The organism is Bradyrhizobium sp. USDA 10063 (assembly GCF_054063735.1).
Genome location: NZ_JBSSGP010000001.1, coordinates 182,585 through 204,927, shown reverse-complemented (window position 1 = coordinate 204,927; position 22,343 = coordinate 182,585). Strand labels below are relative to the sequence as shown.

19 protein-coding genes and 1 pseudogene are annotated in these 22,343 nt (G+C 60.9%); 6 read left to right on the top strand and 14 right to left on the bottom strand.

All coding sequences use genetic code 11. The features are described from left to right. Positions 1-520: 520 nt before the first annotated feature. The 3 genes from ACVJGD_RS00965 to ACVJGD_RS00955 form a co-directional block, all read right to left on the bottom strand. Positions 521-760: a hypothetical protein gene (locus ACVJGD_RS00965; RefSeq protein WP_456632632.1), complete on the bottom strand. Its 240-nt coding sequence runs from the start codon at positions 758-760 to the stop codon at positions 521-523. Positions 761-1,027: 267 nt separating this feature from the next. Then, entirely contained in the window at positions 1,028-1,291 is a 264-nt protein-coding gene (locus ACVJGD_RS00960; RefSeq protein WP_456632631.1) for a hypothetical protein, read from the bottom strand. Further along, positions 1,291-2,427, bottom strand: a complete 1,137-nt coding sequence (locus ACVJGD_RS00955; RefSeq protein ID WP_456632630.1) for a DUF2235 domain-containing protein — start codon at positions 2,425-2,427, stop codon at positions 1,291-1,293. The genes ACVJGD_RS00960 and ACVJGD_RS00955 overlap by 1 nt, the downstream gene beginning before the upstream one ends. A 273-nt stretch (positions 2,428-2,700) precedes the next feature. Between ACVJGD_RS00955 and ACVJGD_RS00950 the strand changes: the two are divergent. After that, positions 2,701-3,609: pseudogene (locus ACVJGD_RS00950) on the top strand (KAP family P-loop NTPase fold protein); the annotation flags it as partial. A 187-nt stretch (positions 3,610-3,796) separates the two neighbouring features. On the opposite strand, the gene ACVJGD_RS00945 reads toward ACVJGD_RS00950, so the two are convergent. From ACVJGD_RS00945 to ACVJGD_RS00925, 5 genes are all read right to left on the bottom strand, one after another. Then, positions 3,797-4,558 carry an IS6 family transposase gene (locus ACVJGD_RS00945; protein WP_456632629.1) on the bottom strand — a complete coding sequence of 254 codons (762 nt, stop codon included), beginning with the start codon at positions 4,556-4,558 and terminating at the stop codon, positions 3,797-3,799. A gap of 361 nt (positions 4,559-4,919) precedes the next feature. Then, a complete protein-coding gene (locus ACVJGD_RS00940; RefSeq protein ID WP_456632628.1) occupies positions 4,920-5,618 on the bottom strand; it encodes a DCL family protein in 699 nt (232 codons plus the stop codon). Positions 5,619-5,639: 21 nt separating this feature from the next. Next, positions 5,640-7,256 carry a hypothetical protein gene (locus ACVJGD_RS00935; RefSeq protein ID WP_456632627.1) on the bottom strand — a complete coding sequence of 539 codons (1,617 nt, stop codon included), beginning with the start codon at positions 7,254-7,256 and terminating at the stop codon, positions 5,640-5,642. A gap of 69 nt (positions 7,257-7,325) precedes the next feature. Beyond that, positions 7,326-8,123: an AAA family ATPase gene (locus ACVJGD_RS00930; RefSeq protein WP_456632626.1), complete on the bottom strand. Its 798-nt coding sequence runs from the start codon at positions 8,121-8,123 to the stop codon at positions 7,326-7,328. Then, positions 8,116-8,343 (bottom strand): hypothetical protein, encoded by a 228-nt coding sequence (locus ACVJGD_RS00925; RefSeq protein ID WP_456632625.1) that lies wholly within the window; start codon positions 8,341-8,343, stop codon positions 8,116-8,118. The genes ACVJGD_RS00930 and ACVJGD_RS00925 overlap by 8 nt, the downstream gene beginning before the upstream one ends. A 385-nt stretch (positions 8,344-8,728) precedes the next feature. Between ACVJGD_RS00925 and ACVJGD_RS00920 the strand changes: the two genes are divergently transcribed. Then, positions 8,729-9,076, top strand: coding sequence for a DUF6788 family protein (locus ACVJGD_RS00920; protein ID WP_456632528.1), 348 nt, complete (start codon positions 8,729-8,731; stop codon positions 9,074-9,076). A gap of 1 nt (position 9,077) precedes the next feature. Next, positions 9,078-10,487 carry an ISNCY family transposase gene (locus tag ACVJGD_RS00915; protein ID WP_456632766.1) on the top strand — a complete coding sequence of 470 codons (1,410 nt, stop codon included), beginning with the start codon at positions 9,078-9,080 and terminating at the stop codon, positions 10,485-10,487. 319 nt (positions 10,488-10,806) lie between these two features. On the opposite strand, the gene ACVJGD_RS00910 is transcribed toward ACVJGD_RS00915, so the two are convergent. Both ACVJGD_RS00910 and ACVJGD_RS00905 read right to left on the bottom strand, forming a co-directional pair. Further along, entirely contained in the window at positions 10,807-12,225 is a 1,419-nt protein-coding gene (locus ACVJGD_RS00910) for an ISNCY family transposase (RefSeq protein ID WP_456632530.1), read from the bottom strand. Next, entirely contained in the window at positions 12,222-12,581 is a 360-nt protein-coding gene (locus ACVJGD_RS00905) for a DUF6788 family protein (RefSeq protein ID WP_456632531.1), read from the bottom strand. Before ACVJGD_RS00905 ends, ACVJGD_RS00910 begins: the two co-directional genes overlap by 4 nt. A gap of 267 nt (positions 12,582-12,848) precedes the next feature. On the opposite strand from ACVJGD_RS00905, the gene ACVJGD_RS00900 reads away from it, so the two are divergent. The 3 genes from ACVJGD_RS00900 (at position 12,849) to ACVJGD_RS00890 (ending at position 17,902) form a co-directional block, all read left to right on the top strand. After that, a complete protein-coding gene (locus ACVJGD_RS00900; RefSeq protein ID WP_456632624.1) occupies positions 12,849-16,526 on the top strand; it encodes a DEAD/DEAH box helicase in 3,678 nt (1,225 codons plus the stop codon). Positions 16,527-16,595: 69 nt separating this feature from the next. Next, positions 16,596-17,198, top strand: coding sequence for a hypothetical protein (locus ACVJGD_RS00895; protein WP_456632623.1), 603 nt, complete (start codon positions 16,596-16,598; stop codon positions 17,196-17,198). A 356-nt stretch (positions 17,199-17,554) separates the two neighbouring features. Beyond that, complete coding sequence (locus tag ACVJGD_RS00890) at positions 17,555-17,902, top strand: hypothetical protein (RefSeq protein ID WP_456632622.1); 348 nt, start codon at positions 17,555-17,557, stop codon at positions 17,900-17,902. A 33-nt stretch (positions 17,903-17,935) separates the two neighbouring features. On the opposite strand, the gene ACVJGD_RS00885 is transcribed toward ACVJGD_RS00890, so the two are convergent. From ACVJGD_RS00885 to ACVJGD_RS00870, 4 genes are all read right to left on the bottom strand, one after another. Continuing rightward, positions 17,936-19,012, bottom strand: a complete 1,077-nt coding sequence (locus ACVJGD_RS00885; RefSeq protein ID WP_456632621.1) for a relaxase/mobilization nuclease domain-containing protein — start codon at positions 19,010-19,012, stop codon at positions 17,936-17,938. Beyond that, positions 19,009-19,527 carry a MobC family plasmid mobilization relaxosome protein gene (locus tag ACVJGD_RS00880; protein WP_456632620.1) on the bottom strand — a complete coding sequence of 173 codons (519 nt, stop codon included), beginning with the start codon at positions 19,525-19,527 and terminating at the stop codon, positions 19,009-19,011. Before ACVJGD_RS00880 ends, ACVJGD_RS00885 begins: the two co-directional genes overlap by 4 nt. A gap of 424 nt (positions 19,528-19,951) precedes the next feature. Beyond that, entirely contained in the window at positions 19,952-20,923 is a 972-nt protein-coding gene (locus ACVJGD_RS00875) for a ParB/RepB/Spo0J family partition protein (protein WP_456632619.1), read from the bottom strand. Beyond that, positions 20,913-21,674 (bottom strand): ParA family protein, encoded by a 762-nt coding sequence (locus tag ACVJGD_RS00870; RefSeq protein WP_456632618.1) that lies wholly within the window; start codon positions 21,672-21,674, stop codon positions 20,913-20,915. The genes ACVJGD_RS00875 and ACVJGD_RS00870 overlap by 11 nt, the downstream gene beginning before the upstream one ends. Positions 21,675-22,343: the final 669 nt, after the last annotated feature.

Sequence of the window (22,343 nt, the reverse complement as noted above, 5' to 3'; positions counted from 1 at the left end):
ACCCTCGCGAACATTCGGTCTGCGCCAAATCTGCCGGCAGCGCCCTCGCAGCTTGCCAAACGTCAGGTACCACCTGTGGCTCGAAGCGCATCGCAGAGCGAGACCTTCTGCAACTGGGAATAGAAGCGTTCCCCGGGCGCAGCTGGCAGAGTGATCGTCACCCGCACGGGCCGAAACCGCGACAAGCGGGTTCGGTCGAAGGCCGTCGGATGGCCTGAGATAGAGCACGGTCGCGCGCAGGCGCGGCTGCCACTTACGTTTACTCCGCGGCGACAGAATCCGGCGTGTGTTCTTGACGATATTCGCTCCAGGCCTGCCGCAGCATTCGCGCTGATGAGGTAAGAAAGATTCCTGCGAGGATCACGGCCACGATCAAATCGGGCCACGCTGTGGTGATTCCTCAAACGCCGAGCGCAGCGATCATAGCTGCCGTATTGCCGAAGACGTCCCCATCGGTCGTCAAGGACATCAAGGAAGTCTGCTCTCGCGGCGGAAGCGCGATCCGAAGGCTAGAATCGCGTCACCCGTTCCGAAGAGCCGGCGTTTCGACGAAAAACGGATACCGGATGTCGTCGATGTCCGGCGCTTCCTTCACCTGGGCAACCAGCGTCATCGTCAGTTCATCGCCGACGTAGCGTCTCAAGATGGCTACGGCGAACCCGAAGGTGAATTCCGAAAGATCGTTCGCGACCGGCGCCATCTCGCCGAGAAGCTGCCGGTGCGCCGCGTTCACATCGGCCTCTTCAGGCGCGTTTGCCATGCCATGAACTAGAACGAAGTCGGACACGAAGAAGAACGTGTTCAGCAGGGGCCTTGTTGAAGTAAATCGCCCAATCGGCGGCCTAGCTCCCTTCTCCGGCCGTCGCCTTCTGGAAGGCGGCCTCGACTTCGTCGACCTCCGGGTGGTGGAACGCGTAGTTGTTGCGGATCACCGCCAGCCTGTTGAGCTTTCCAAATCGTTTTTTGAGCCGCTCAACGCCTCAGCCGCAGGCGCATCGAGCAACGGCAGGTATTCACGACCCAGCGGTCACTTGAGGAACCGGCCTTCGATCAGCCTCCAGGCTTCCTGCATCGCTCCGATGGTGAGCCTGACGAATATCTGGGTCTGCGCGCCTTCCAGCCTCTGCTTCACCGGATCGCTCTCGTCGCCGTTGGTCAGGATGATCACCAGCTTCCAGAGCGCATTGACCTGGTTGGACGCATGACCGAGCGCTAGGAAGAGACATCGCTCCTCCCTCGCCATCTTGCGGAGGAGGTTCTCTGTGATCTCCATCCGCAGCACGTCGAGCATCAGGGCACGCCGACGTTAGGGTCGGTCGCCCGGACCGCGCTGTTGAATTTGGTGGGATCGACGCCCTTCTCCTTCGCCCACGCGACGAGGTTCGGAGGACGGTAGGCCGCGTCCGCGCGCCAGCGCTCGAACACCGAGCCGTCGATGGTCTCGTTGATGCGCGACGTCGTGGCCTGCGTTCCCTTCTCTGGCGCCAGCCCGATCGGCCGATAGAAGGGGCGGCTGACGAAGCGGTAGAGACCCCACGCAAATTCGTGGTAGGAATCCGTGACGGCCGGCGTGACCTGCGAGACGTCGATCGCGACCCGGTCGCGGAGGACGAGCCCGAGACCGGCGGCCTTGTCCATCAACCACATCAAAGGCCGCTGCGCCAGCGGATCGCTCGCGTATCCGCCTCCGACGTTCGCGTGCGCTCCGACGAACCAGCGCTGCTCAACGCTGTCGATCCGTCGCTCGGCCGCTCCTTCGTGACCGACCCTATCGGTCCTCGTCCAGAAGGTCGGCTCGAAGTTCTTGCGGTGTTCGTCCAGCGCGAGCGCATGGAAGGCATATTCGTTGTCGAGCCGCAGATGCGTGTCAAGAAACCGGTACTTACGGACCTTGCCCGCGACGCTAGCGAAGGGGAGTCCAAGCGAGCCGACGGTGTCCCACACTCCGACGAACTTTACCTTGGTCGGGCGCGAATACTTGGTCAGCCACTGCTCCTCGATGGATGCCGTCTGGGGCAACGGCTTCGCCGCTAGCGATCTGATCGTCGGCGCGTCGTAGATGCGATACCGGGCGTAGAGTTGCTCGATCGACAGCGGCGCACCAAGCTTGAGGATGCCGCACTTGCAGATCAGTCCCGACAGGCTGCGCGCGGTGTATGCACCACGGCTGAACCCGAAGATGAAGATGTCGTCGCCGTCATCGAAGTTTTGGATCAGCCAAGTATACGCTTCGATGATTTCGTTATCGATGCCCCAGCCCGTGACGCCGCCGCGCGAGGTCTCACCGCGTCGGGTGCCCACGCCTTGACTGTAGTAGTAGACGCGCTGATCGACAGTCTCCGCCGTGAGCGACTTCAGCCGCCACACGTTCGTGTTGTTGTTCAGCGTATTCCAGGTACCATCCAGAAAGATCGCCAGACGCTTCATATCCGCATATCCGCCCCCGAGATCGGCATTTCCTCAACTTCCGGCACCCGATCTCGCCGAAGGCAAACGGCGCCGAAGACAGCCGTTCTACATAGGGTTGCACGACTTTACGCAAAATGTATGACAAATTTATTCTTATACCACTACATGTGGATTACGTACTAAAATTTGTGCATCTGGAACCTCCCGGCCTACCGCGACGGTTGCATACCAATTAGGTCCGCGATAGAGCGCGATGGCGCCATCGCCGCACCGCCGCTGGGGAGTATTTTCGTGACGACGTCCGGGAAAATCGCGCCGCTCGGCTATCTGAGCGACCAGGAAACCAAGGTCGATCTCCTCAACAACGAGGCAATCGCGCGAACCATCGTTCGGCTGATCAACGAAACCGTCGATTCCGCGGTAACGATCGGCGTTCACGGCGACTGGGGTGCCGGAAAATCCAGCGTGCTGGAGATGGTCGAGGCCGCCTTCCCCGACGGAGGCGACGTTCTCTGCCTCAAGTTCAGCGGTTGGCAGTTTCAGGGGTTCGAGGATGCGAAGATCGCGCTGATCGAAGGCGTCGTGAACGGCCTTATCGAGAAGCGTTCTCTCGCGACCGAGGCGGCAGACGAGGTCAAACGCGTCCTGAAAAGCGTCGACTGGCTGAAGGTCGCCAAGAAAGGCGGCGGCCTGGCGCTGACCGCTTTCACGGGCATCCCGGTGGTCGGACTCGACGACCTCGTCGGCTCCGCAGTCGACTACGTGAAAAGCGTAGTGACCGACAAGGACGCCCGCGAAGCAGCCGTCAAACAGGTCGAGGAATTCAAGAAGGAGAAGGGCGACGAACCCGCCGGCCGAAGCGTTCCCACCGAGATCAGAGAATTCAGAGAGGCGTACAAGGAGCTGATCAAGAAGGCGGGCATCAAGCGACTCGTCGTCCTCATCGACGACCTCGACCGCTGCCTGCCTCAAACCGCGATCGAGACGCTCGAAGCGATCAGGCTGTTCGTGCTGTGGGATAAGACGGCATTCATCGTCGGCGCCGACGAAGGCATGATCGAAATCGCGGTCCGCGATCACTTCAAGAACCTTCCCGAGATCGACCTGTCGCCGAACAACGCGCGCGATTCCGGTCAGAACTACACGCGATCGTACCTCGAAAAGCTGCTTCAGGTGCCATTCCGCATCCCGGTGCTCGGCGAAACGGAGACCGGGATCTACGTCACGCTCCTGCTTCTTGGCCGGGTCCTCGGCGAGAACTCCCCGGAATTCCTGGAATTGCTGGCTCTCGGCAAGGCCGCCCTGGGCAAGCCGTGGGAGGGCAAGGGGATCGATCACGACGCGATCAAGACAGCAGTCGGGAAACGGTTCGACGGGCATCGTCAACTTAATCGACCGCCGAGCCGAAGGAGGCCATTCTCAAAGGTTCGAGATTCGGCGATAGCGCTGTCGTGGAGATCTCGCGCCAAGTCGCGAAGGCTCGCTCGCGCGAAGCACGATGGAAGTCGGCAGTGACGGCTCCGGGATAGGGGATGTGGAAAAGGTTCGCGACCTGATCATGAACTGCCAAAAACCGTTGAGCCTGACGGGACGATTTGAAACGCTTCATGATCCGCTCGCGTCGCCGCGTCGGCTGATGAGAATTCTCGGCCCGATTGTTGAGAGCTTTGTGCTGGCGATGTTCGACGTGCAAGCCCATCTTCGCCCTCGCAGCGCCGTACGAACGGAGCTTGTCCGTGATCATCACGCGCGGCGGCGTGCCGGCGGATTTCAAGAGCCTCTTCATGAGCCGCTGCGCAGCGCGCGAGTCTCTTCGGCGCTGGATCAAGACGTCGAGAACGAAGCCATTCTGGTCGACAGCGCGCCAGAGCCAATGCTGTTCGCCCGCGATCGAGATAACGACCTCGTCCAGATGCCATTTGTCGCCGCGAGCGGGAGCGCGCTGGCGGATCCGATCGGAGAACGCCTTGCCGAATTTCCTTCCCCACTGGCGCACGGTTTCATAGGCCACGCCAATGCCACGCGCCGCCAGCATTTCCTCGACCATGCGCAAGCTTAAGGGAAACCGGAAATACAACCAAACGGCATAGCTGATCACTTCCGGTGGGAAGCGATGGCGGCGATAAAGAGGGTCACGGGCGGTCGGCATGCCGCTCGTCTATCCCCTCGGCCGCTCCAATTCGTTAACTTGACGGTGCCCTCCGGGCCAATGCCTTCGGCGACGAAGTCCTTCAGCCGGAGCATTCCTCGGGTCTTCAGGAGGTCGAGCGCACGAAGCCGCTGGGCGGTGGTAGATGGCATGGACGGTGACGTTTCCTCTGACCAAGAAATATATAGCAGAGGTTTTATCACAAGGTCATTGGCTTGGATATCCCCAGGTTTCACCCATCACCATCCCTCTCGAGGTTTGGCCGAGAGGTGTCGAACGGCAGCGTCGTCGCCGACCTCGCATTTTCTCAGTACACCGGTGAGACGAGAAAGCGCGGCGAAACTCTCGTGGCCAGCAGCGGCTATCCTGTCAGCGTGATCCGACCGTCCTTCAGCCGATGCCGACTGGCTTGGGCCAGATTGACCGTATTCCGCACGAAATCGAGCCGCGCGATCCCAGCGTGGTAGGCTCGGAACGCCTCGCTCAAGGCGTCATCCGTCACCTCGGGCGAAACTTGATCATCCGTGCCTGTCGTGAGCGGCACATCATCGAGCGACAGACCGCGCCCGCAGAGAAACGTCGTCACGATGACCTCGAAGGTCATTGGCGGACGGTGATCCATATGCGCCTCGTCCCGCGCGATGCGTTCGCCCGTAACGGCACAGGAAACCAGACCGTCAGAACCGCTGTGGGTAGCGAAGAAATTATCGCGAGCCTTGTAGAGATCGAAGCGCACCGTACGTCGAAAGGCTTGGGCGACCTCCTGCTTACGGCTCGGTGGCCGCTCGGAGATGCAGTGTGGATAGGAGAAATCCGTGCCGCTACCATCCCTGCGGATGATCCGGAAGCATTGCGTCCCATGCTCGGTCATCATGACTTGGAAATGGCTGACGCCACAGCCCACCTTGGCGACATATTCAGTGTGGCGTTCGAGAAGGGCCGCAACGTCGAGGCCATCCTCGTCACTCACCCGCTCACCGGGCCGGTAGCGGTTAAGCATGGCCTTGAAGAAAGCCGTGGCGTCGCCTTGCTTTTCGAAGCTGCGCGTCGCCAGCTCCACGGGTTTTGAACGCCCTCCCATTCAAGCCGCCCCTGCCGGTGCTACCGCAAACTCGAACTGCGCCTCGCAACCCTCATGCGCGCATACTGGCTTTTTGAGAGTAAAAGGCCTCTGGAACTTTCTCCGGCTGCACTTCTTGCAGGCGAACTGGGTGCGGAAAGCCTTGAACTCCTCCCAGCGCGCCTTCTCGTCGCCTATCGAGCCGTCGCCATAAAGCCCGTCCTGGAAGTGACTGCCAAAATTCTCGATCTCGCCCTTCACCAAGCTGTCGAGGAAGCGGTTGTTGACCCCCGGCACCAGCGCAGGCGCGAGCTTGGCATCCTTGAGCAGGCCGGCAAGCGCCGAGGCCAACTCGCTGCGTTCGTAAGAATAGGCCCTCTCCAGCGGCCGGATCCGCACACTGACCCCGAAATCCCGACAGACGCCGAGAAGCCATTCTTCCTCGGCTTGGCGCATCTCGTTGGCCGCCGACTGGCCCGCAGCCCAACGCGCCTCGATCATCTCGTCGCTGACCTTGTGGTCAGCGAAACGCGGCCCGTAGGCCGGATCGAGGCCAATGATCCGGGTGAAGTGCCACGCCTTTGCCTCGAGCTGGTCCTTCAAATAGTTGAAGAACCGCTCGTCGTGGGTGGTAATCAGGATTTGGCTGCCACCGAACATGGTGGCGATGAGCCCAGCAATGGTGCGCCGATGATCGGCATCGTAGGAGGTGACTATGTCATCCAGCGCGATGATGGGCGCACCGACGTTAAATTGCTGGATCGCCGCCATCCGCAACGCCAGCGCCACCGAATGGATCTGTGAGTCGCTCAAATAGCCGCCCGGTTGCACGCCAGTGCGGTTCTTGGCGAAATCGATCAGGAGGTTGAGCCGCTGCTGGTTCGTGTCGTCTTCCGCCGGCAGCTCCAACCGGATTGGCGCGGCGCCAGCGCCCTGGATCAGCTTGTAGATGTCGTTCATCGGCGTCTGAAGCTTGTCGAGCAGGGCCTGCACCTTCTTGCGGATCTCGGCCGAGATTATCGTCGCCTGCGCCGTCAAGGCGTCGGAGAGCTTCCCCAGCTGAGCTCGCGTCCGCAGGGCGAGGTCCCGCTCGCTCTGTAGCTCCAGCAGCCGATCGATCTTCGTCTTGGCCTTGATATAGGTGTGGTCGCCTTGCTTCGACTCGATGTCGACGATGGCCTGATCGAGCGCAGCGAGCAGCTTGGCGATCGACGCGACGATATCGGCCGAGGCCGGCACGGCAGCCTGAGGCCAGCCGGCGATGCCAGCTTGATGCGCGATGAGATCGGCTTTCAGTTGTGCTTCACCGTCGCCGAGAATGCCAATCAGCCCCGGCAATGCCGCCACCAATTGGGTATGAGCTTTGATCGCCGCAGTCTTGGCCGCGTCGAGCACCTTCTTGGCGGCGGCATAATCGGCCAGCTCTTCCAGATGCTTGGCGATATGCCCCCGGATCGCCTCGGCGCTACCCGCCGCCGTGTCGGCTACGGGCGTTTCACAGACTGGGCATATAGCGGGTGCCGGCACACCCTCGGCGAAAAGCGGCTCTGCGGCTTTCCACAAAGCCTGAAACACGGTGCTCGCCGCCTTGCCGCGCTCCTCCGCTTCCTCCGCGACCGCTGCCGACAGCGTCCCCACTGCCGCATCAAAGGTCGGAATCGCGCCGCTGACAACGGTCTCGCCGCTCTCCGCGTCCGTTGCCTCCGCCTACAAAGCGGCCGCCGCATTGCGGATCTGACGCAGGCCTGCAAGCCCGATCTTGTTCTCTTCGGCCTTAGCGCGCGCTTCCAACTCGAGATAGGCCGGATCACCAGCCGTCAGCGCCGCCAGCACTAGCGCCGCGTCGAGTGGAGCAAGGACCGACGCGTTGGCATAAGCAAGTATCGCCGCCGAATCCCAGGCTTTCACCACCTGGGCCGTCTCCCTAGCAAGCTGGGTGTCTACACGCTGCAGTGCCGTCCCGTCCTCCGAGGCAGCCTTCACCTGCGTGCGCAGCGCGCGAATATTCTTCTGCACCTCGACCAGCGGGCCGAGCTGCAGCCAATTGGCGACATCCGTGTAGCGCTGTTCGGGCGTATGAATTTCGACGAAGGTGCGCAGCGTGTGCCCGCGGATGATTGGTGGCACCGCGAAGCAGGCGTTCACGGTCGCGGCCACTGCCGGCATCGGCCGCTTCGCCCCTGTCGCCGATCGGCTGCCGTTGGTGGCATTCTTGCCCGAGACGATGCCAATCGTGACCGCCGGAGCGATCTTCGCCTCCTCCGCCAGATTGTGCGCGAGCGCGACGGGGCCGGCCTGGTTGTTGATAGTGCGCTGCCCGAGCCTTTCGAGTGTGCCATCCTTGGAAAACATGAATTCCAGCGCGTCGATAACACTGGACTTGCCGCTTCCGTTCGGCGCGAAGATCGCGAGACAACGCTTCTTGCTGAAATCAAACGTCTTCGGTTGGAGATACGCGCGGAACCCGGAAAGTCCCAAGAATTGGAGGAAGTAAGGGTCAGCCATTGGTCACCTCCGGCTTCGGAGGATTGGCACGTTCGCCTGCGAGTTTCAGGATGGCGTCCTTGGCCTGAGCGACGGCGTTTTGCGCGGGCACCGCTTTCAGGATGTGCGTCTTCAGGATGTCCGCCAGGCCGGCATCGACACCTTCTCTCTGCTTCAGGCTTTCTCCCAATGTCGTAAGAAATGCCTCCGGCGACTCTGCCGGCTCTGCTTCACCTTCCACGCGCTTATCCCCCAGTTGTTTGCTCCTGACAATACAACGAGACTACGGATAGGAGAATGGCCCTTCCTTTGAAACTACTGCCTTAAGGGGAAAGCCTTCCCCCGCGGCCGAGCCCGAACTCTCGGCCAACCCCGTCTGCGGGGAAACGGTACGGGCGCCCCCCTGGCAGGGGACGAGTGTGCTCGACGGTCAACCGGCATCTATAATCCACGCGTTGACATCACGACGGCGCTGCAGGTCGCGATCGCCGGCGTCCGCTAGACTACTTTCCGGCGCAAAATTCGGCGGCCTTGTGAAGCCGCGAGAATCGCTTGGTGTGATGAAACCTGCAAGGTCGGACGGACTGGCGTTGACTTGAGATGGCGACGCTGATTCATTCTTATGAATGATTCGCAATCGAGCCCTTCAAACGCGTGAGAAGCTGGTCGACCAGCTGCCGGTCACCGGCGAGCTGCTGCGCGGCTCGCTACTGGAGCGCACCATTCGTCACAAGAGCGGCTGCCCGAAGTGCGCACGAGGCGAAGGGCATCAGGTGTACGTGCTGACGGTGAGCTATGCGGGCGGACGCGTGCGCCAGTTCAGCGTGCGGCGCGAGCGCGTTGCCGAAGTGCGCCGCTGGTTGGACAATTACCAGAAGCTGAAGGACGAGATCGAGGCGATCTGCGAGCTCAATCACCAACTGTTGCGCCCTGATGCGGCGATGCCGCGCGGCAGGAGGAAGAAACGTGATTGAGATGCGCAGAGCGCAACTGAGCTTCGGCGACGGCTTGATCGCCGGGGAAGTAAGCGATCTTCGCGAAAGCTGGATGACCCATGCTGATCGGGTTCTCGCGGATGAGCAGATCGTAGGTGCGGTGTACGAGGCGCTCGCGAGACGACATCCCAGGAGCCGCAGTCGTGGTCGGCCGGGCGCACCGGCCGAAGTGGTGTTGCGGTTGTTGATCCTCAAGCACGTTCGCAACTGGAGCTATCATGTGCTGGAGCGCGAGGTGCGCGCCAACCTGGTTTACCGCGACTTCACCCGTGTGGGCGGCGACAAGACGCCGGACGCCAAGACGATGGGACGTTGGGGCCTGGCTGTGGATCCGGACACGATCAAGCAGATCCACGACCGGATCGTGCAAATTGCGCAGCAACAAGGGGTGACGCAGGGACGCAGAATGCGCGTGGATACGACGGTGGTGGAGACCAACATCCACCATCCGACCGATAGCACGTTGTTGGGAGACGGGGTGCGAGTGCTGATCCGCACCATGAAGAAGATCACCACGATCACGGGCGCAGTCGGAACGAAGCTGCGCGATCGGAGCCGAAGCGTAAAGCTGCGGCTGCTCGATATCTCGCGGATTGCGCGCGCCAAGGGGCAGCTCAATCACGAGAGGCTCAAGGAAGGCTACCGTAAGCTATTGAACTCGACGAGCCGAGTGGTGGGTCAGGCGAAGCGCTTCTCCAGCGAGATCGCTACCGGCGTGAAGCGGGCCAGGGGCATCTTGAAACGGCTGGCGCTGCAAGGCTTGCGGCAGGAGCTGGAGGCGATGATGCCGCTGGTGCGGCAGGTGATGCGGCAGACCCGGGAACGCATCTTCCGCGGCAATACGCGGGCAGAGGACAAGCTCTTCAGCGTGTTCGAGCCGTCGACGGAGATCATTCGCAAGGGTAAGGCCGGCAAGCCCAATGAGTTCGGCAAGATGGTCAAGCTGCAGGAAGCCGAAAACCAGATCGTGATCGACTACGAAGTCTACGACCGGCGGCCGAGCGATACGGACCTGTTGATCCCGGCCATCGAAATCCACCAAGCCAAGCTCGGTCGCACGCCGCGTCTGGTCGCGGCAGACGCCGGGTTCTACTCTGCCAGAAATGAAGCCGCGGCGAAGGCGAGCGGCGTCAAACGCGTCTGCATCCCAAATCGCTCCACCAAGAGCGTCGCCCGCAAGCGCGAGCAGAAGAAGCGGTGGTTCCGCAACGGTCAGAAATGGCGGACCGGATGCGAGGGACGCATCAGCGTGGCCAAACGGCGGCACGGGCTCGATCGCTGCCACTACAAAGGCAGCACCGGGATGAAGCGGTGGGTCGGGCTCGGCGTTGTCGCTGACAATCTCATGAGCATCGGCCGCGTGATGGAAGAACAGTCACTCCAAAGGTAGTCCTCTTCCCGCGCCAGTCTTGGCCTCTTCGCCCCGCCGCCCCCGCGGGGCTTCTCTATCTGCGCGGTTGACCCCGCCCTTCAGAACCACGAATTTTGCGCCGGAAAGTAGTCTAGTTTCCGTCGCGAAACGGCTGAACTTAGGGGGTCCGATTGAAGTTATGCCGATAGATTGGGCATAAAGTGACGGAGAGTGGTGGAATCGGCAAGCTCGTAACGGGCGATTTTTTCGGTGCGGTTCGGAGTTGCGCGCCGTTTGTCAGCTTGGGATGTGCTGAGCCGCGGCCACTTTGGGTGACCGGGGCGGGCCGTCGTGTCGATCAAGCAGCTTTTCGCTTGCGTGACGGTCGCGCCAGCAGTGCTGCGATCCTCATGAGATTGTTGGCGAGCACGGCGGCGCCGACCCACAGCTCGAAACGGTCGCGTCCTTCGGCGAGGCAGCGCTTCATGCCGCGGCCTCGAAACAGCACGGAGATGCGTCCCTCGATGCCGGCGCGAAAGCGCTGACCATCCTTGAAGACCGTACTCTTCTCATATGCCTCCCGTCGTGCCGTCCGCTCGCCGCCACGCTGAGGAATGCACACCACCTTGACGCCGGCGTGCTTGCACGAGGCGAGGTTCTGCTCGCTGAAGAAGCCACGATCCGAGCCATACAGCTGCGGGGCGCGGCCAAAGGCCTGCCTGTGGCGCTGGAGGGAAGATGCCACGTGAACCTCGTCGGGTGGATTGCCCCTCAGCACCTCGTATTGCGTGATCAGGCCCTGAGCGCTTTCGGCGAGGAAGACCTTGTGGCCAAACTCGACCGGCGTGCGCACCTTGCCGCGCTTGATCAGGTCGGTATGAGGCTCGAAGATGGAATAGATCTTCTTGTCGGTAGCGAGCTGCTCACCAAGGAGCACACGACGACGTGACTGATCGATGACACGATCTCCCAGGTGGCAGAAGTGCTCGATCTGCCCGCGCAGTTCCTCGATGGCCATGTCGGCATCCTTGCCGCGGATCGTGCGGGTTCTCTCGAGCCCCGCGCGTGCGTTGCCTACGACCTCCTCGGCGATGTCGATGAGCACCCGGTATGTGCGGGCCTGCTGCTCGTGACGTTGCCTCGTCGTCATGCGCTGGATCTCGTACATCCGGCGCCGCGCCGCCCGCGTGCGATCGCAAAAGCCCTTGATTCTTCGCAATTCCAGCGCTTTGGCCAGACGGCGGACCAGGCGTGTGACAACGCGGACCACATCCCATAGCAACGTGTTGTCGGTTGGATGATGAATGTCGGTCTGCACGACCGTGGTGTCGACCCGCAACTTCGCGCCGTCCTCCAATCCGAGCTCGACCGCTGCCCGAACCACCAAATCGTTGACCGCTCTCAGCGTTTGTGGGGTCAGACGGATGAAGCCACGCTGAAAGGCGTCATGCTTCGGCACCGGCGCGCAGTAGAAGTCGGTGAACTGACGAAGCGTCAATCCATCTGCGATGCGTTCACGCAACTCGCGATAGTCCCAGTTCTTGAGCCGCATCAGAACCAGCGAGCGCAGAACCTGCGTCGCCGTTAATCCGTGACGACCGCTATCGGGTTGCTTCAGGCCACGCACCAAGTCCCGCCGGACGCGCTCGATGACGTCCCGCTGGTCGTCGAGAAAGCCGGATATCGCCTCCAGCAGCGGTTCCAGGCGAATGCCCTGATCGCGTTGCTGCATCAGCTCCCAATCGGCAAAGCTGATCTGTCGCGCCGTCGCTCTCACATCGCTCGGCTCTTCTTGCTTTTGGATGCTTCGGCGCGTTCTCGCTTCAGCGCTTTGATGTATCGCGGTGCCGCCTGGTGCAGCAGATCCTGCAGAGCGCGCCCGTTGTCCAGACTGCGCTGAACCTCCGGCACAAGCTCTTCCGGCACGTAGACGGCAACGCGACGTCCGTTCGCGCGACCGTAGAGCACATAACTTTGATGCTGTTCGCCAGACCGGCACGCCGGGCAATTCTCGCGGATACATCGGCTCCGACGCAGGCTCAGCGAACCCAGAAGCGCAGGCCAGAGACTCGTCGATTCGCTTCGCAGCCATCGCGCAACATCCAAAGGCGATTCCGAATCAACATGCTTCATATCAAGAATGTGATACTATGCACATGTACGGCGCAAGAAAAAACGTGCGCGAAAATCGCGCGATAACCCATATTTTTAAAGGGCGAAATGCGTTTCGCGACAGAAACTAGACTAGATGGACTTCACGGTAGCCTTCGATCACCGCGGCACTGGTGGCGGCGTTGATCCCGATTCTGCTTATGCTGGATAGGCTCAAGCAAAAAGAAGGGCTTGCGGCCGCCTTACCTCGGGGCCAATCTCGGCGGAACAGCGGGGGTTGCGCGTTCCATGGCGTCAGGAGATGGTCTCCAGACCAAGATTTTGCGACGGGCCAGGTCGCCCGCCGACTACGCCGTCTATCGTGCCGCCTTGGAATGGGGCCTGACCGATCCGATCGTGATCGAGAGCCGGGATGACTTCAAATCCGAATTTCGCTGGAAAGACCGGCTGGAGCCGTTCCACCATCAGGTGCAAAACCTCATCACATTCTGCCGGCGTTTGCCCGTAACGCTGCTGGCTGACGACGTCGGCCTGGGCAAGACTATTTCCGCGGGCCTGGTCGCAAGCGAACTGATTGCCCGCAACCGGGTTTCCAAGATCCTGATCGTGGCGCCGAAGCTGCTGGGTCCGCAGTGGAAGGACGAACTGGAAGCAAAATTCGATATTCGGGCCTCGGTCGTGACGGGAACCAAACTGGTCTCCGAGGAGCCGGATGAGGTTGGCGCCATCATCACGACCTACCACTCGGCCCGCGCCCACCTGGACAAGATACCCGACGACCGCTTCGATATGCTGGTCCTGGACGAGGCGCATAAACTACGCAACCTCTATGGCGTCGACCCTACGCCGCAGGTCGCGAAGGTTTTCCAGCGCACGTTACAGCAGCGCCGCTTTCGCTACGTGTTGATGCTGACGGCGACGCCCATACAGAACCGGCTCTGGGACCTCTATTCACTGGTCGATCTGTTGACCGTCGCACGAGGCCATGAAAATCCCTTCGGTAGCGAGGGACTATTTGCCCGGCGCTTCATCGCCGACAAGCGCGAGACGGCCCGCATCCTAAAGCCGGATGCGCGAGAAGATTTTCGCAAGATTGTCTATGGCTACATGTCACGCGTGCGGCGCAGCGACGCCAAGCTTGATTTTCCGGAGCGCAAGATACAACTGCACAAAGTCACGCCGTCCGCCGAGGAGCTCGCGCTCATCTCGACGATCGCCGAGCCGATACAGAAGCTTAACCGGCTGGCGCAAATAAGCATACTTCAGGCGCTAACCAGCAGCCCGCACGCGCTCATGGCACAACTCCAGACCATGGCTCGAAACGGCACGGTGCCCTCAGAGCTTGCCACGAGCGTCGAGGCTATCGTTACCCCTATGCGAACGAGCGCGAAGCTCGAAGGCCTGCGGCAGCTCGTTGACACGTTGCAAGCGCAAAACCCCACAGGCTGGCGCATGGTCGTCTTCACAGGCCGGCGCGAAACGCAGACGAGCATTCAGGCATTTCTTGACGAGCTGGGACTCAAAGTTGGCCTCATCAACGGATCATCCGGGCAGCGCAACCAGGACACCATCGCGCGTTTCCGCAGCGACCCACCGGAAATACGCGCCATCGTTTCAACCGAAGCCGGTTCGGAAGGCGTGAATCTCCAGATCGCCAACGTATTGGTCAATTTCGATATGCCGTGGAACCCGATGATCGTCAAGCAACGGATCGGTCGTGTCCAACGTCTCGGCTCGCAGCATAAGAACGTCGTCATTTACAACGTCATGCTGGCCGGAACTTTCGAGGAGTACATCGTCGGTCGCCTGATGACCAAGCTGCAAATGGCCTCCGACGCCATTGGAGACATTGAATCGCTTCTGGAAGCCTCTGGCGTGGGAGACGATGAGGAAGGCGGCAGCTTCGATGAGAAGATCCGCGAGCTCGTCATCGCCGCGCTCGCAGGCCGCGATATGGCAGCCGCCGCCGAAAAGATTGCCCGCAGTATCGATGCCGCCAAGAAGACGCTCGAAGAAGAAAAGGCGAATATCGACGCGACGCTTGGCGCCATGGACGGGTATGAATATGTCGGGCCGCAAACGCCCACCTTGCAGAAATTCGAACCATCCATGCCATTCGAGCCTTTCGTGCGTGCGGCTTTCGCCAGTCTCGGCGGAACGGTCACGGACGCCGCGCCGGGCGTACTGCGCATCGCGACCAAGGGCGCACCGGAGTATGCTCGCGTGAGCGAAAATGCCGATGCGAATTATGCCAAGGCCCCGCTTTATCGTCCCGGCACGCCAGCCTTCCTGCGGCTGATCGACCGAGTGACAACATCGGGCCTTCACCAGGTCCGCGACGCAGATACGAATCCACGGCTTGCGGTAGAAGAGATTGCCCACGACTGGGTATCGATTTTCGGAGGAACGGAGCCTGAGGTTACCATTCTGGGATCGCAAAAGCGGTTCGACGGCAACGCGCTTGCGCGGGTTCGTGCGACGACGGCGCATGACAGCTACGAACGCCTGGTAAATATCGTCTGTTCCCCGGCCGAGCATGCGCGGGCGGTAAAAGATCTGGATGCGTTGCCGGAGCTTCTGCAAGAGCCGCAGGCGACGGGGATTGACGTCGCGCGCATTCTCGACGAAGCGCATCGTGATTGCAATATTGTCGAGTTCAATCGCTTCTATCTCGAAAGGCGCGATAACGAGCTCCGCGCCGCGGGCACGGACGCGCGCAAGCGCAAGAAGCTGGAAGACGACTTCACGCCGCGGATGGATACGACCCTCGTCGGGCTCGACGGCCGCGTGACGCGATGCGTGACCGCCAGGGTCCGCTATCGGCTGGATGGCGCATCGTACGAAAGCGAACTTAGGGTCACGCCCGACGAAGGCCGCATCGTGAAGTCCCCTGAGCTGGAACAGTGCAGACTGGCCAACAAGTCGGTGCCCGCCGATTGTCTTGTCACCTGCGAGCTGTCCGGGACACGCGCAATGAAACACCGACTGGCCCGCTCCGACGTGAGCGGCCGTTACGCCTTGCCAGAGCATGTCCTGCGCTGCGCGCTTTCTGGTAAGGCCATATTGATAGACGAAGCCGGAATGTCCGATCTTACAAGTGCCGTTGTCGACAGGACTTTGCTCAAGACCTGCGCCGTGACCGGCCGCAAGGGCGAGCCGGAGAGTTTCGGCGTCTGCGCCTTTACGAAGGCGGATGTTCTCGCTGACCAACTAAGGCAAAGCGATATCTCCGACAAACCGTACCGGCCCGATCAGGAAAAGGCCTCCGCCGTATCAGGAAAGCGCGGCCACGCGCACGAGTTCGTCACCTGCCAAGAAACACGGCGACCGCTTCTCCCCACCGAAGCCGAACGCTGCGCCAAGACCGGAAAGGTCGTCGCACCGGGTATCCTCCAAGCTTGCGCCGTCACTGGTAAACGCGTGATGCCCGAAGTGCTCGGGACATCGTCGGTAAGCGGAAAGCGCGTCTTGCCCGAGTTGCTGGTAAAGAGCAGCGTTTCCCAGGCGTCGCTCCTTGAGGAGGAAGCGGTACGATCGGCCTACGGAAAATTCTGCGCCCCAATAGAGTCCAAGCCCTGCCAGTGGAGCGGCCAAGCGACCCATCCAGACGACCTCCGGACCTGTTCCCTGCTGGGACTTGCGGTTCATTTTCAGTATGTCGCCGATCCGTCGGGGCATTTGCAACCTGTTGACGAGCTTCTGGCAGGCACGCGCCGCACGGCCGATGCGCGTGAGCGGTGGGACGGAATTCATCCTCATCTCGCCGAAGTGTTGAAGACCTCGAAGTGCCGCATTGAGGCCGCGCAACTCTCACCGGACGGCCGCAAGCTGGCATTGGCGGCCGAAGTCAAATCCCTGTTTGGGTTGCGAACCCAGCATGCGGGCATGTTGTATTCATTGGACCAGAGTGGCGTTTTAGGACGCGTTGTTCTTGTGAAAAGAGACGGACGCGGAAGCTTCCATTAAGTCGTTTTCGATGTAGCGGCGGCGCCGTGTATGCCGCGTAACCAGATTCCCAGTTACCCGAGATGCCCGATGCTCGACGCCATTACAGCTATTAAAGCGTTCAGCAGCCTGGTCGGCCTCCTCAAGGGGCTGAAGGCCGCGTTGCCCAATACCGAAGAGCGCGACCGGCGGCTGCAAGACCATGTCGTAGGTGCGCTCCGGGCACTTTATTTCACGCCCAAAGGAATCCTTAGCCTGCTCTACGAAGTCGTGGACGGCGAGGAGTTATCCGACCGACGGATTCAACAGGCGCTTGGTGACTTCAATGATCGCGAATGGGCCGCGGCCGAAGCGCTTCAACGCATCGATTTTCTCAGTCTCAAACGCGAGCATGGGCTAAGCCTAGCACAGATGCGCGTGCTTGAGCAGTTGCGTTATGGCAAGATGAATCTACGGCAAGCTGTGCAACGCGAGGTCAATCTCTACGGGCAGGAAGGCATTAAACCGAAGAAGGCAGCAGCCAAGCAACTGATTGCCGCGATCGAAGACCTTAATTCTGAAATCGAGGATATTGAGGCCATCGTGAATAGCCGCGCGCGAACCGGACCGTCGCGCAAAAAAGCCTCGCCGAAGAAGACCGCCGCGAAGAAGGTGGCCCGCACCCGCAAAGCGACGGCCTCGCCGAAAGACTAGACGAGGCCCCATGCGTCGATAACCAGAACGGCCCGCCGCTGGCGCATGTCATGCGGCACGAGATCGACTAGCATCATGTCCCACCAGGCTATCGATCAAGCAGTCCTGGGCTTCGGTTGCAATAAGTCGGTCCTTGAAGCTATGCCTGAGTGAATAAACCGTGTGCTCTTCTGTTGGACGCAATCCGTTTTCGAGCAGAAACTTGTTGGCAGTAGCCGAGAATGTGGAGGAATTATCACGATAGCGAGGGAAACCCTCGGGCCTCATTTTCAGAGCCGCCAGCGCCACGGCAAAGTTAAATCTTCATTTATCCAAGTGGGCACAAATCGCTCGAAGATTCGAGGAGGGAAAAGCGAATGAGCGGCAATGCCGATCTTGAAAGCAAGACTGTTGAAGCGTTACGGCACTACCGCGAAGCCCTCGCCAAGGTCGAAAACCTAGAGCGGGATGAAGCTTCCGCGCATCAAGCGCTGACGAGCATGCTGCCTGATTTGGGTTGCGCCCTTCTCGAAGAAGGCGCGCCATCTCTCAAGCGCAGCCTGTTTGAAATTGGCTCGCTAGCGGTGTTGCAGTCAGACGAAATATGGGCTGCCTTGAGCGAGGCGACTGCGAAGCTGGATTTAGCCCGCCTGAGTTTTGCCGCCCTGGAAAAGCAACTGGGATATATTCCAGGCGTCTCGATAGCTCCGGGAGATCCGGCCTAGCTCGAAGAAGATCCGGCCCACCTGCGGACTCCCTTATCTGGTCCGCTCATCGCCTCGTGTTTCGTCGCGCCGATCGGCATCGACGCCCTGCTCCGCGCTGCGGCGCCGGGTATTGGCAAGCTCCGAAAGCTCGTTCTTCAGCGCATGCCGGCGAGTTTCGACAGCAGGCATGTCCGTGACGAATTGCCTAACCTGGCGGGCGAGCTCGTGATCTGCTGCCGCCCCAGAGCGCTGTAGCTCGGCGGCGTAGTCGAGATAACGCTGCGGGATCGCCTCCTGACGTGACTTGATCTGTTCGTCCCAAGGGTGTTTGGCCGTCCTGCCGCCCCTCACCTCCGAAAGCACCTCCTTACGGGCGAGCCGATCGACATCGGGCATGATCTTTCGCTTGCGCAGAGCGAGCACCGCCGCGCGATCGGCCTTTCGAACCCGTCCGCGGGTTCGCCGCGGCGTCGCCTCCGCCGCAATCCCGCGCAGCCGAAGTTCGCCAGCGAACCGTTCCCGCCAAGCCTGAAGATCCGCCTTGCGCGGGTTGAGGCGCTTGCCGTCGTGCCCCAGCGATCGAACGGTCAAGTGCACGTGAGGATGCTTGTCGTCGAGATGCTGGACGAAGACGTAGTCGTGATTATAGCCGAACGTCTCGATGGCAAATGCCCGAGCTGAATCCTTGACCGCGACGGCATCGGTGCCGGCCGGCATCGACAGAATGATGTTGATCGAAACCGATCCATCACGGCGGCGCTTGTCGTCGAGACCGGCATCATCCTCCCAGCGTTGCTGCAAGTCTTTCAGTCCGGAGCGCCCCGCCAGCGTCGCGCCCTGCTCTGTTTCCGCGTCGAGTTCGCCGTTTCGCGTGATGTAAGCCAGGTGCGACTTAAGATGCGCCACGCCCTTGGTGCGGCCGGTGATCTTGACCATCACCTCTGGTGCTCGGCGCACAATGCGTTCGAGCTTTGCACGCATCGCCGGCGTGAGGCGGCCTGCTGGAGCGGCCGGATCGACGATATCCCACTCGGCCCGCCGCGGGCGCCGATTGGGCGTTTCCCAGACATACGAGATCGGCGGAAGTTCGGAGGCCAGGTCGGTCGGCCGCGGCGAGCGCCGGCTCATGACCGTCCACCCCAATAATCCGCGTTGCCGTGCAGCGCACTACGCAATTGCGCGAGCTCTCTTTCGATGATCAATTTGGCCTCTTGAATTGCGGATAGATCGGGCTCAACCGCCCTGCCCTGCAGCACACTGGTATTTGCGGCACGCGCGATCTGGTTGATGTTGCCGCCGATTCGGTTGAGCTCGCGAACAATCGCGCGAAGCGCGTCATGCTCGTCCGGGGAATGCTGCACGGGTGACCCCAATCGCGAGCGCACCAGCGCAACGATCCAGCCGGTTCGCGTCATGCCACGCTGATGTGAGACTTCCGCGAGCTGCCGCATCTCGCTCTCGCGGAATCGCACCGTCACCTTCTCCGGCCGTCCGACCGGCAACGCCAAGATGCGGGGCGCCGGCGCAGCTAGTGCATCAGCAATGAGACGCCGTAGCAGGGCGGATTTGCCGCCCTGGGTAGCTGCAAGAACTGAGAACGCCGCCGCGACTTCGTCGGAGACGCGAAGCGAGATCAGAGCCATGCACTCCAATCCCAATTGCGATGTAATACATCGCTGGCGCGAAGCCTATCCTGCACTAGAAAGCGCGATTCCTTCCACCGCCTCCGTATTGGTTCGAACCAACACGCTCGGCGTTCGAGGCTCGGGAGTTGCTCCAGGTGAGCTCCAACACAGCCGACGATCGATGAGGAGAGCTCTTCTAGGAATGACGCAGCCGTCACCCCTAATGCTTGTGCCCCACGAACACCGCGCGGCCAGACTCCCAACATTGGCACCGAATATGTGGACCGCGGCTTTCCAGCAGCCTCCGGCCTCTCTACAGCGCTGTGGGGGGCGCGTTCGGCCTCCGGCTGCTGCGCTAACGCGCCATCCTTCGGATGGGAAATCCGCTCCGCCGGCGCACCAACTGCAGCAGTGTTTCTGAGGAGGCTGTCTAAGAGCGGCTTCATGCGAAGAGGATCTCTTCAATTGTGATGGCCGATGCTGGAACCTCTTCCGCTACTTCTGCGCCATCGATCAGCAGCACCGCATGGCGTGAGCCTTGAGACGCGAGTCGATCGACTAGAAGACAGCCCGTGCGATCTTGGTGACGCACTCTGATCGTCAGTGATGTGCTCATTCGCTCGCTCCGACTGACCGAAGAGTGTCCCGCGGCAGCCGTCTCACGGCCTCTCTCTATGGGTTGCGATGCGATTCGCGGTGCGACCGGATCTCGTGACGGTTGAGCTACAGGAGCACCTTCGTCATCAGCAAGTGAACCGCGGACTTTCCTGCGGACTTCGCGGGCCAGCTGACGGGCGTGTGCGTCGGTGAAGCTCTCCCGTGCTGCGCATATTGTCTCGACGGCGTTGGGCTGCTCACGCCAGGCCAGGTAGAGCTCATACACAGCACGGATGGATGAGCCGACAAGCTTCGACCGAAGGAACTCCGGCATACTCTGGACCGACGCGTAGCGCGACACCCAGTCCCTGGGCTTGCCGAGCTTGCGCGAGATGTCGGCTTGGTTATCACCCTGCTCCAAGCGCTCCGCGACGAACGCCGCAATTTCGGGGGCATTGAGGTCATCACGCTGGATATTCTCGATCATCTGAACATAACGATCTGCAGAACCAGCCGCATGAATGAAAGCCGGGATGTCATGGAGCCCGGCGCGCTTAGCAGCACGATACCGCCTCGCCCCCATAACGATCACGTACCGGCCCTCCTCGGTCGCTTGCCGCAGCACGATCGGTTGCAGCACCCCATGCTGAAGGACCGATTCCGCAAGCTCCTCTAGCTTCTGTTCGTCGAAGCTGCGGCGGGGCTGGTCCGGATCTTCGTCAATACGGTCGATAGAGATGCAAGTCGGTTGCCCGATTGTCGCGGCACCATCTTCCGCAGCCGCGATGAGCTGCTTGAAGCTGAGATCAAGCGCCATGGGCCGACTCGTCCATCTGCGCGACGATCTTGGCGAGAACATCGCGGATTTCCCGACCAGCCTCCTGCGCAGAGCGACGCTTCAGCTTCCAGACCGGCAGGCGTTCCGCGACGGCCTCAGCGTAGCCATCCCTTGCAACGATCTGGCCCGGGAACACATATTTGCCGGCCTCGCGCAAGAGTTGCTCAAGGTGCGTCCTTTGACGGGGCGATTTCGTATTGAAGTTCGAGGGCAGCAACCCGAGGAACTTCGTATCCTGGCGGCCATAACGCCTCTGCACGCCGATCACGGTCTGCATCAGACCTTTCACGCCCTTGATCGAATAGTCCTCCAGATAAATAGGGGCCAGCACATGCGAGGCCGCAACCAAACAGCCGACACTGCGAAGTCCAAGTGATGGCGGCGTATCGATGACGCAGGCATCGAACTGATCCGACGCGATCGCAAGGTTCGCTTGCAGAGTTGTTATGGCGGCCGCATTGCTCCGATCGAGATCAGTCAGCGAGCTATCGGCCGGCGCGAGCGTCAGGCCTTCATCGGCTCGAGGTACGACCCGCATCCCCGGCTTGAACAAATCCGCGGCTAACGTTGAACCCGCGTACTGCCTCAGCGTATCCGACGCATTGCTCTGCGCATCAACGTCGATCACGAGAACGCGGAGATTTGTTTCCGCCATAAACCAAGCCAAATGCACAGCAAGTGTCGTCTTGCCAACCCCGCCCTTTTGATTGTTGATGACAATGGTCTTCATATTGGGGTCCGAAGTGGGTCTGACGACGCGGGGGCATATCCATCGTCCATCATGACGTGGGGGATGTTGGTTTGAACCAACAGCGATTGCGAATCCGATCGTGCGAACGATCCCCAAATTCAGCCAGCGAATCCCCTGCCAGAAGAGTCAGGTCAGTCCATCTCCATCGGGAGGAGCAAACTCTGGAAAGCGAGACTGGGATCGTGCTGATTGCGGGGCTCGATCGCGAGAGGATCGTCACGCGAATGCGCGGAGACCACTTGTGGGCTCCGGGAGCGTCGCCGCGGCGGCGCGAGTAGAGCCGTCCCCGGAGGGGCTCGCCCAAGCCGACACTGCTGTAAGAGTGGACCCGCTGGATACGAATTCTTTTATCGGGCGACTATCTGCACCGATGGGAATGCGTTTTACCTATCGCGTCGCCCCTCTCGAAGCCGCCTGCTGTAGCGACAAAGTGCCGACACTGCCAAATACGGGCCGCAATAAGCTTTGAATCAAAGGCCGATCTCTTCGACCGGCTGTTGCGATAAAGACTGGCGCAATTGCAAGCTAGGCATTGCGACGCCGCGCATCCGGATAGCGAAGTCTCCGTTGACGAACGGTTTAATCCGGCGACGGGTCCGGCGTTTCCGGCGCAATGATCTATCGATAAAATGAATCGATCTGCCCGGT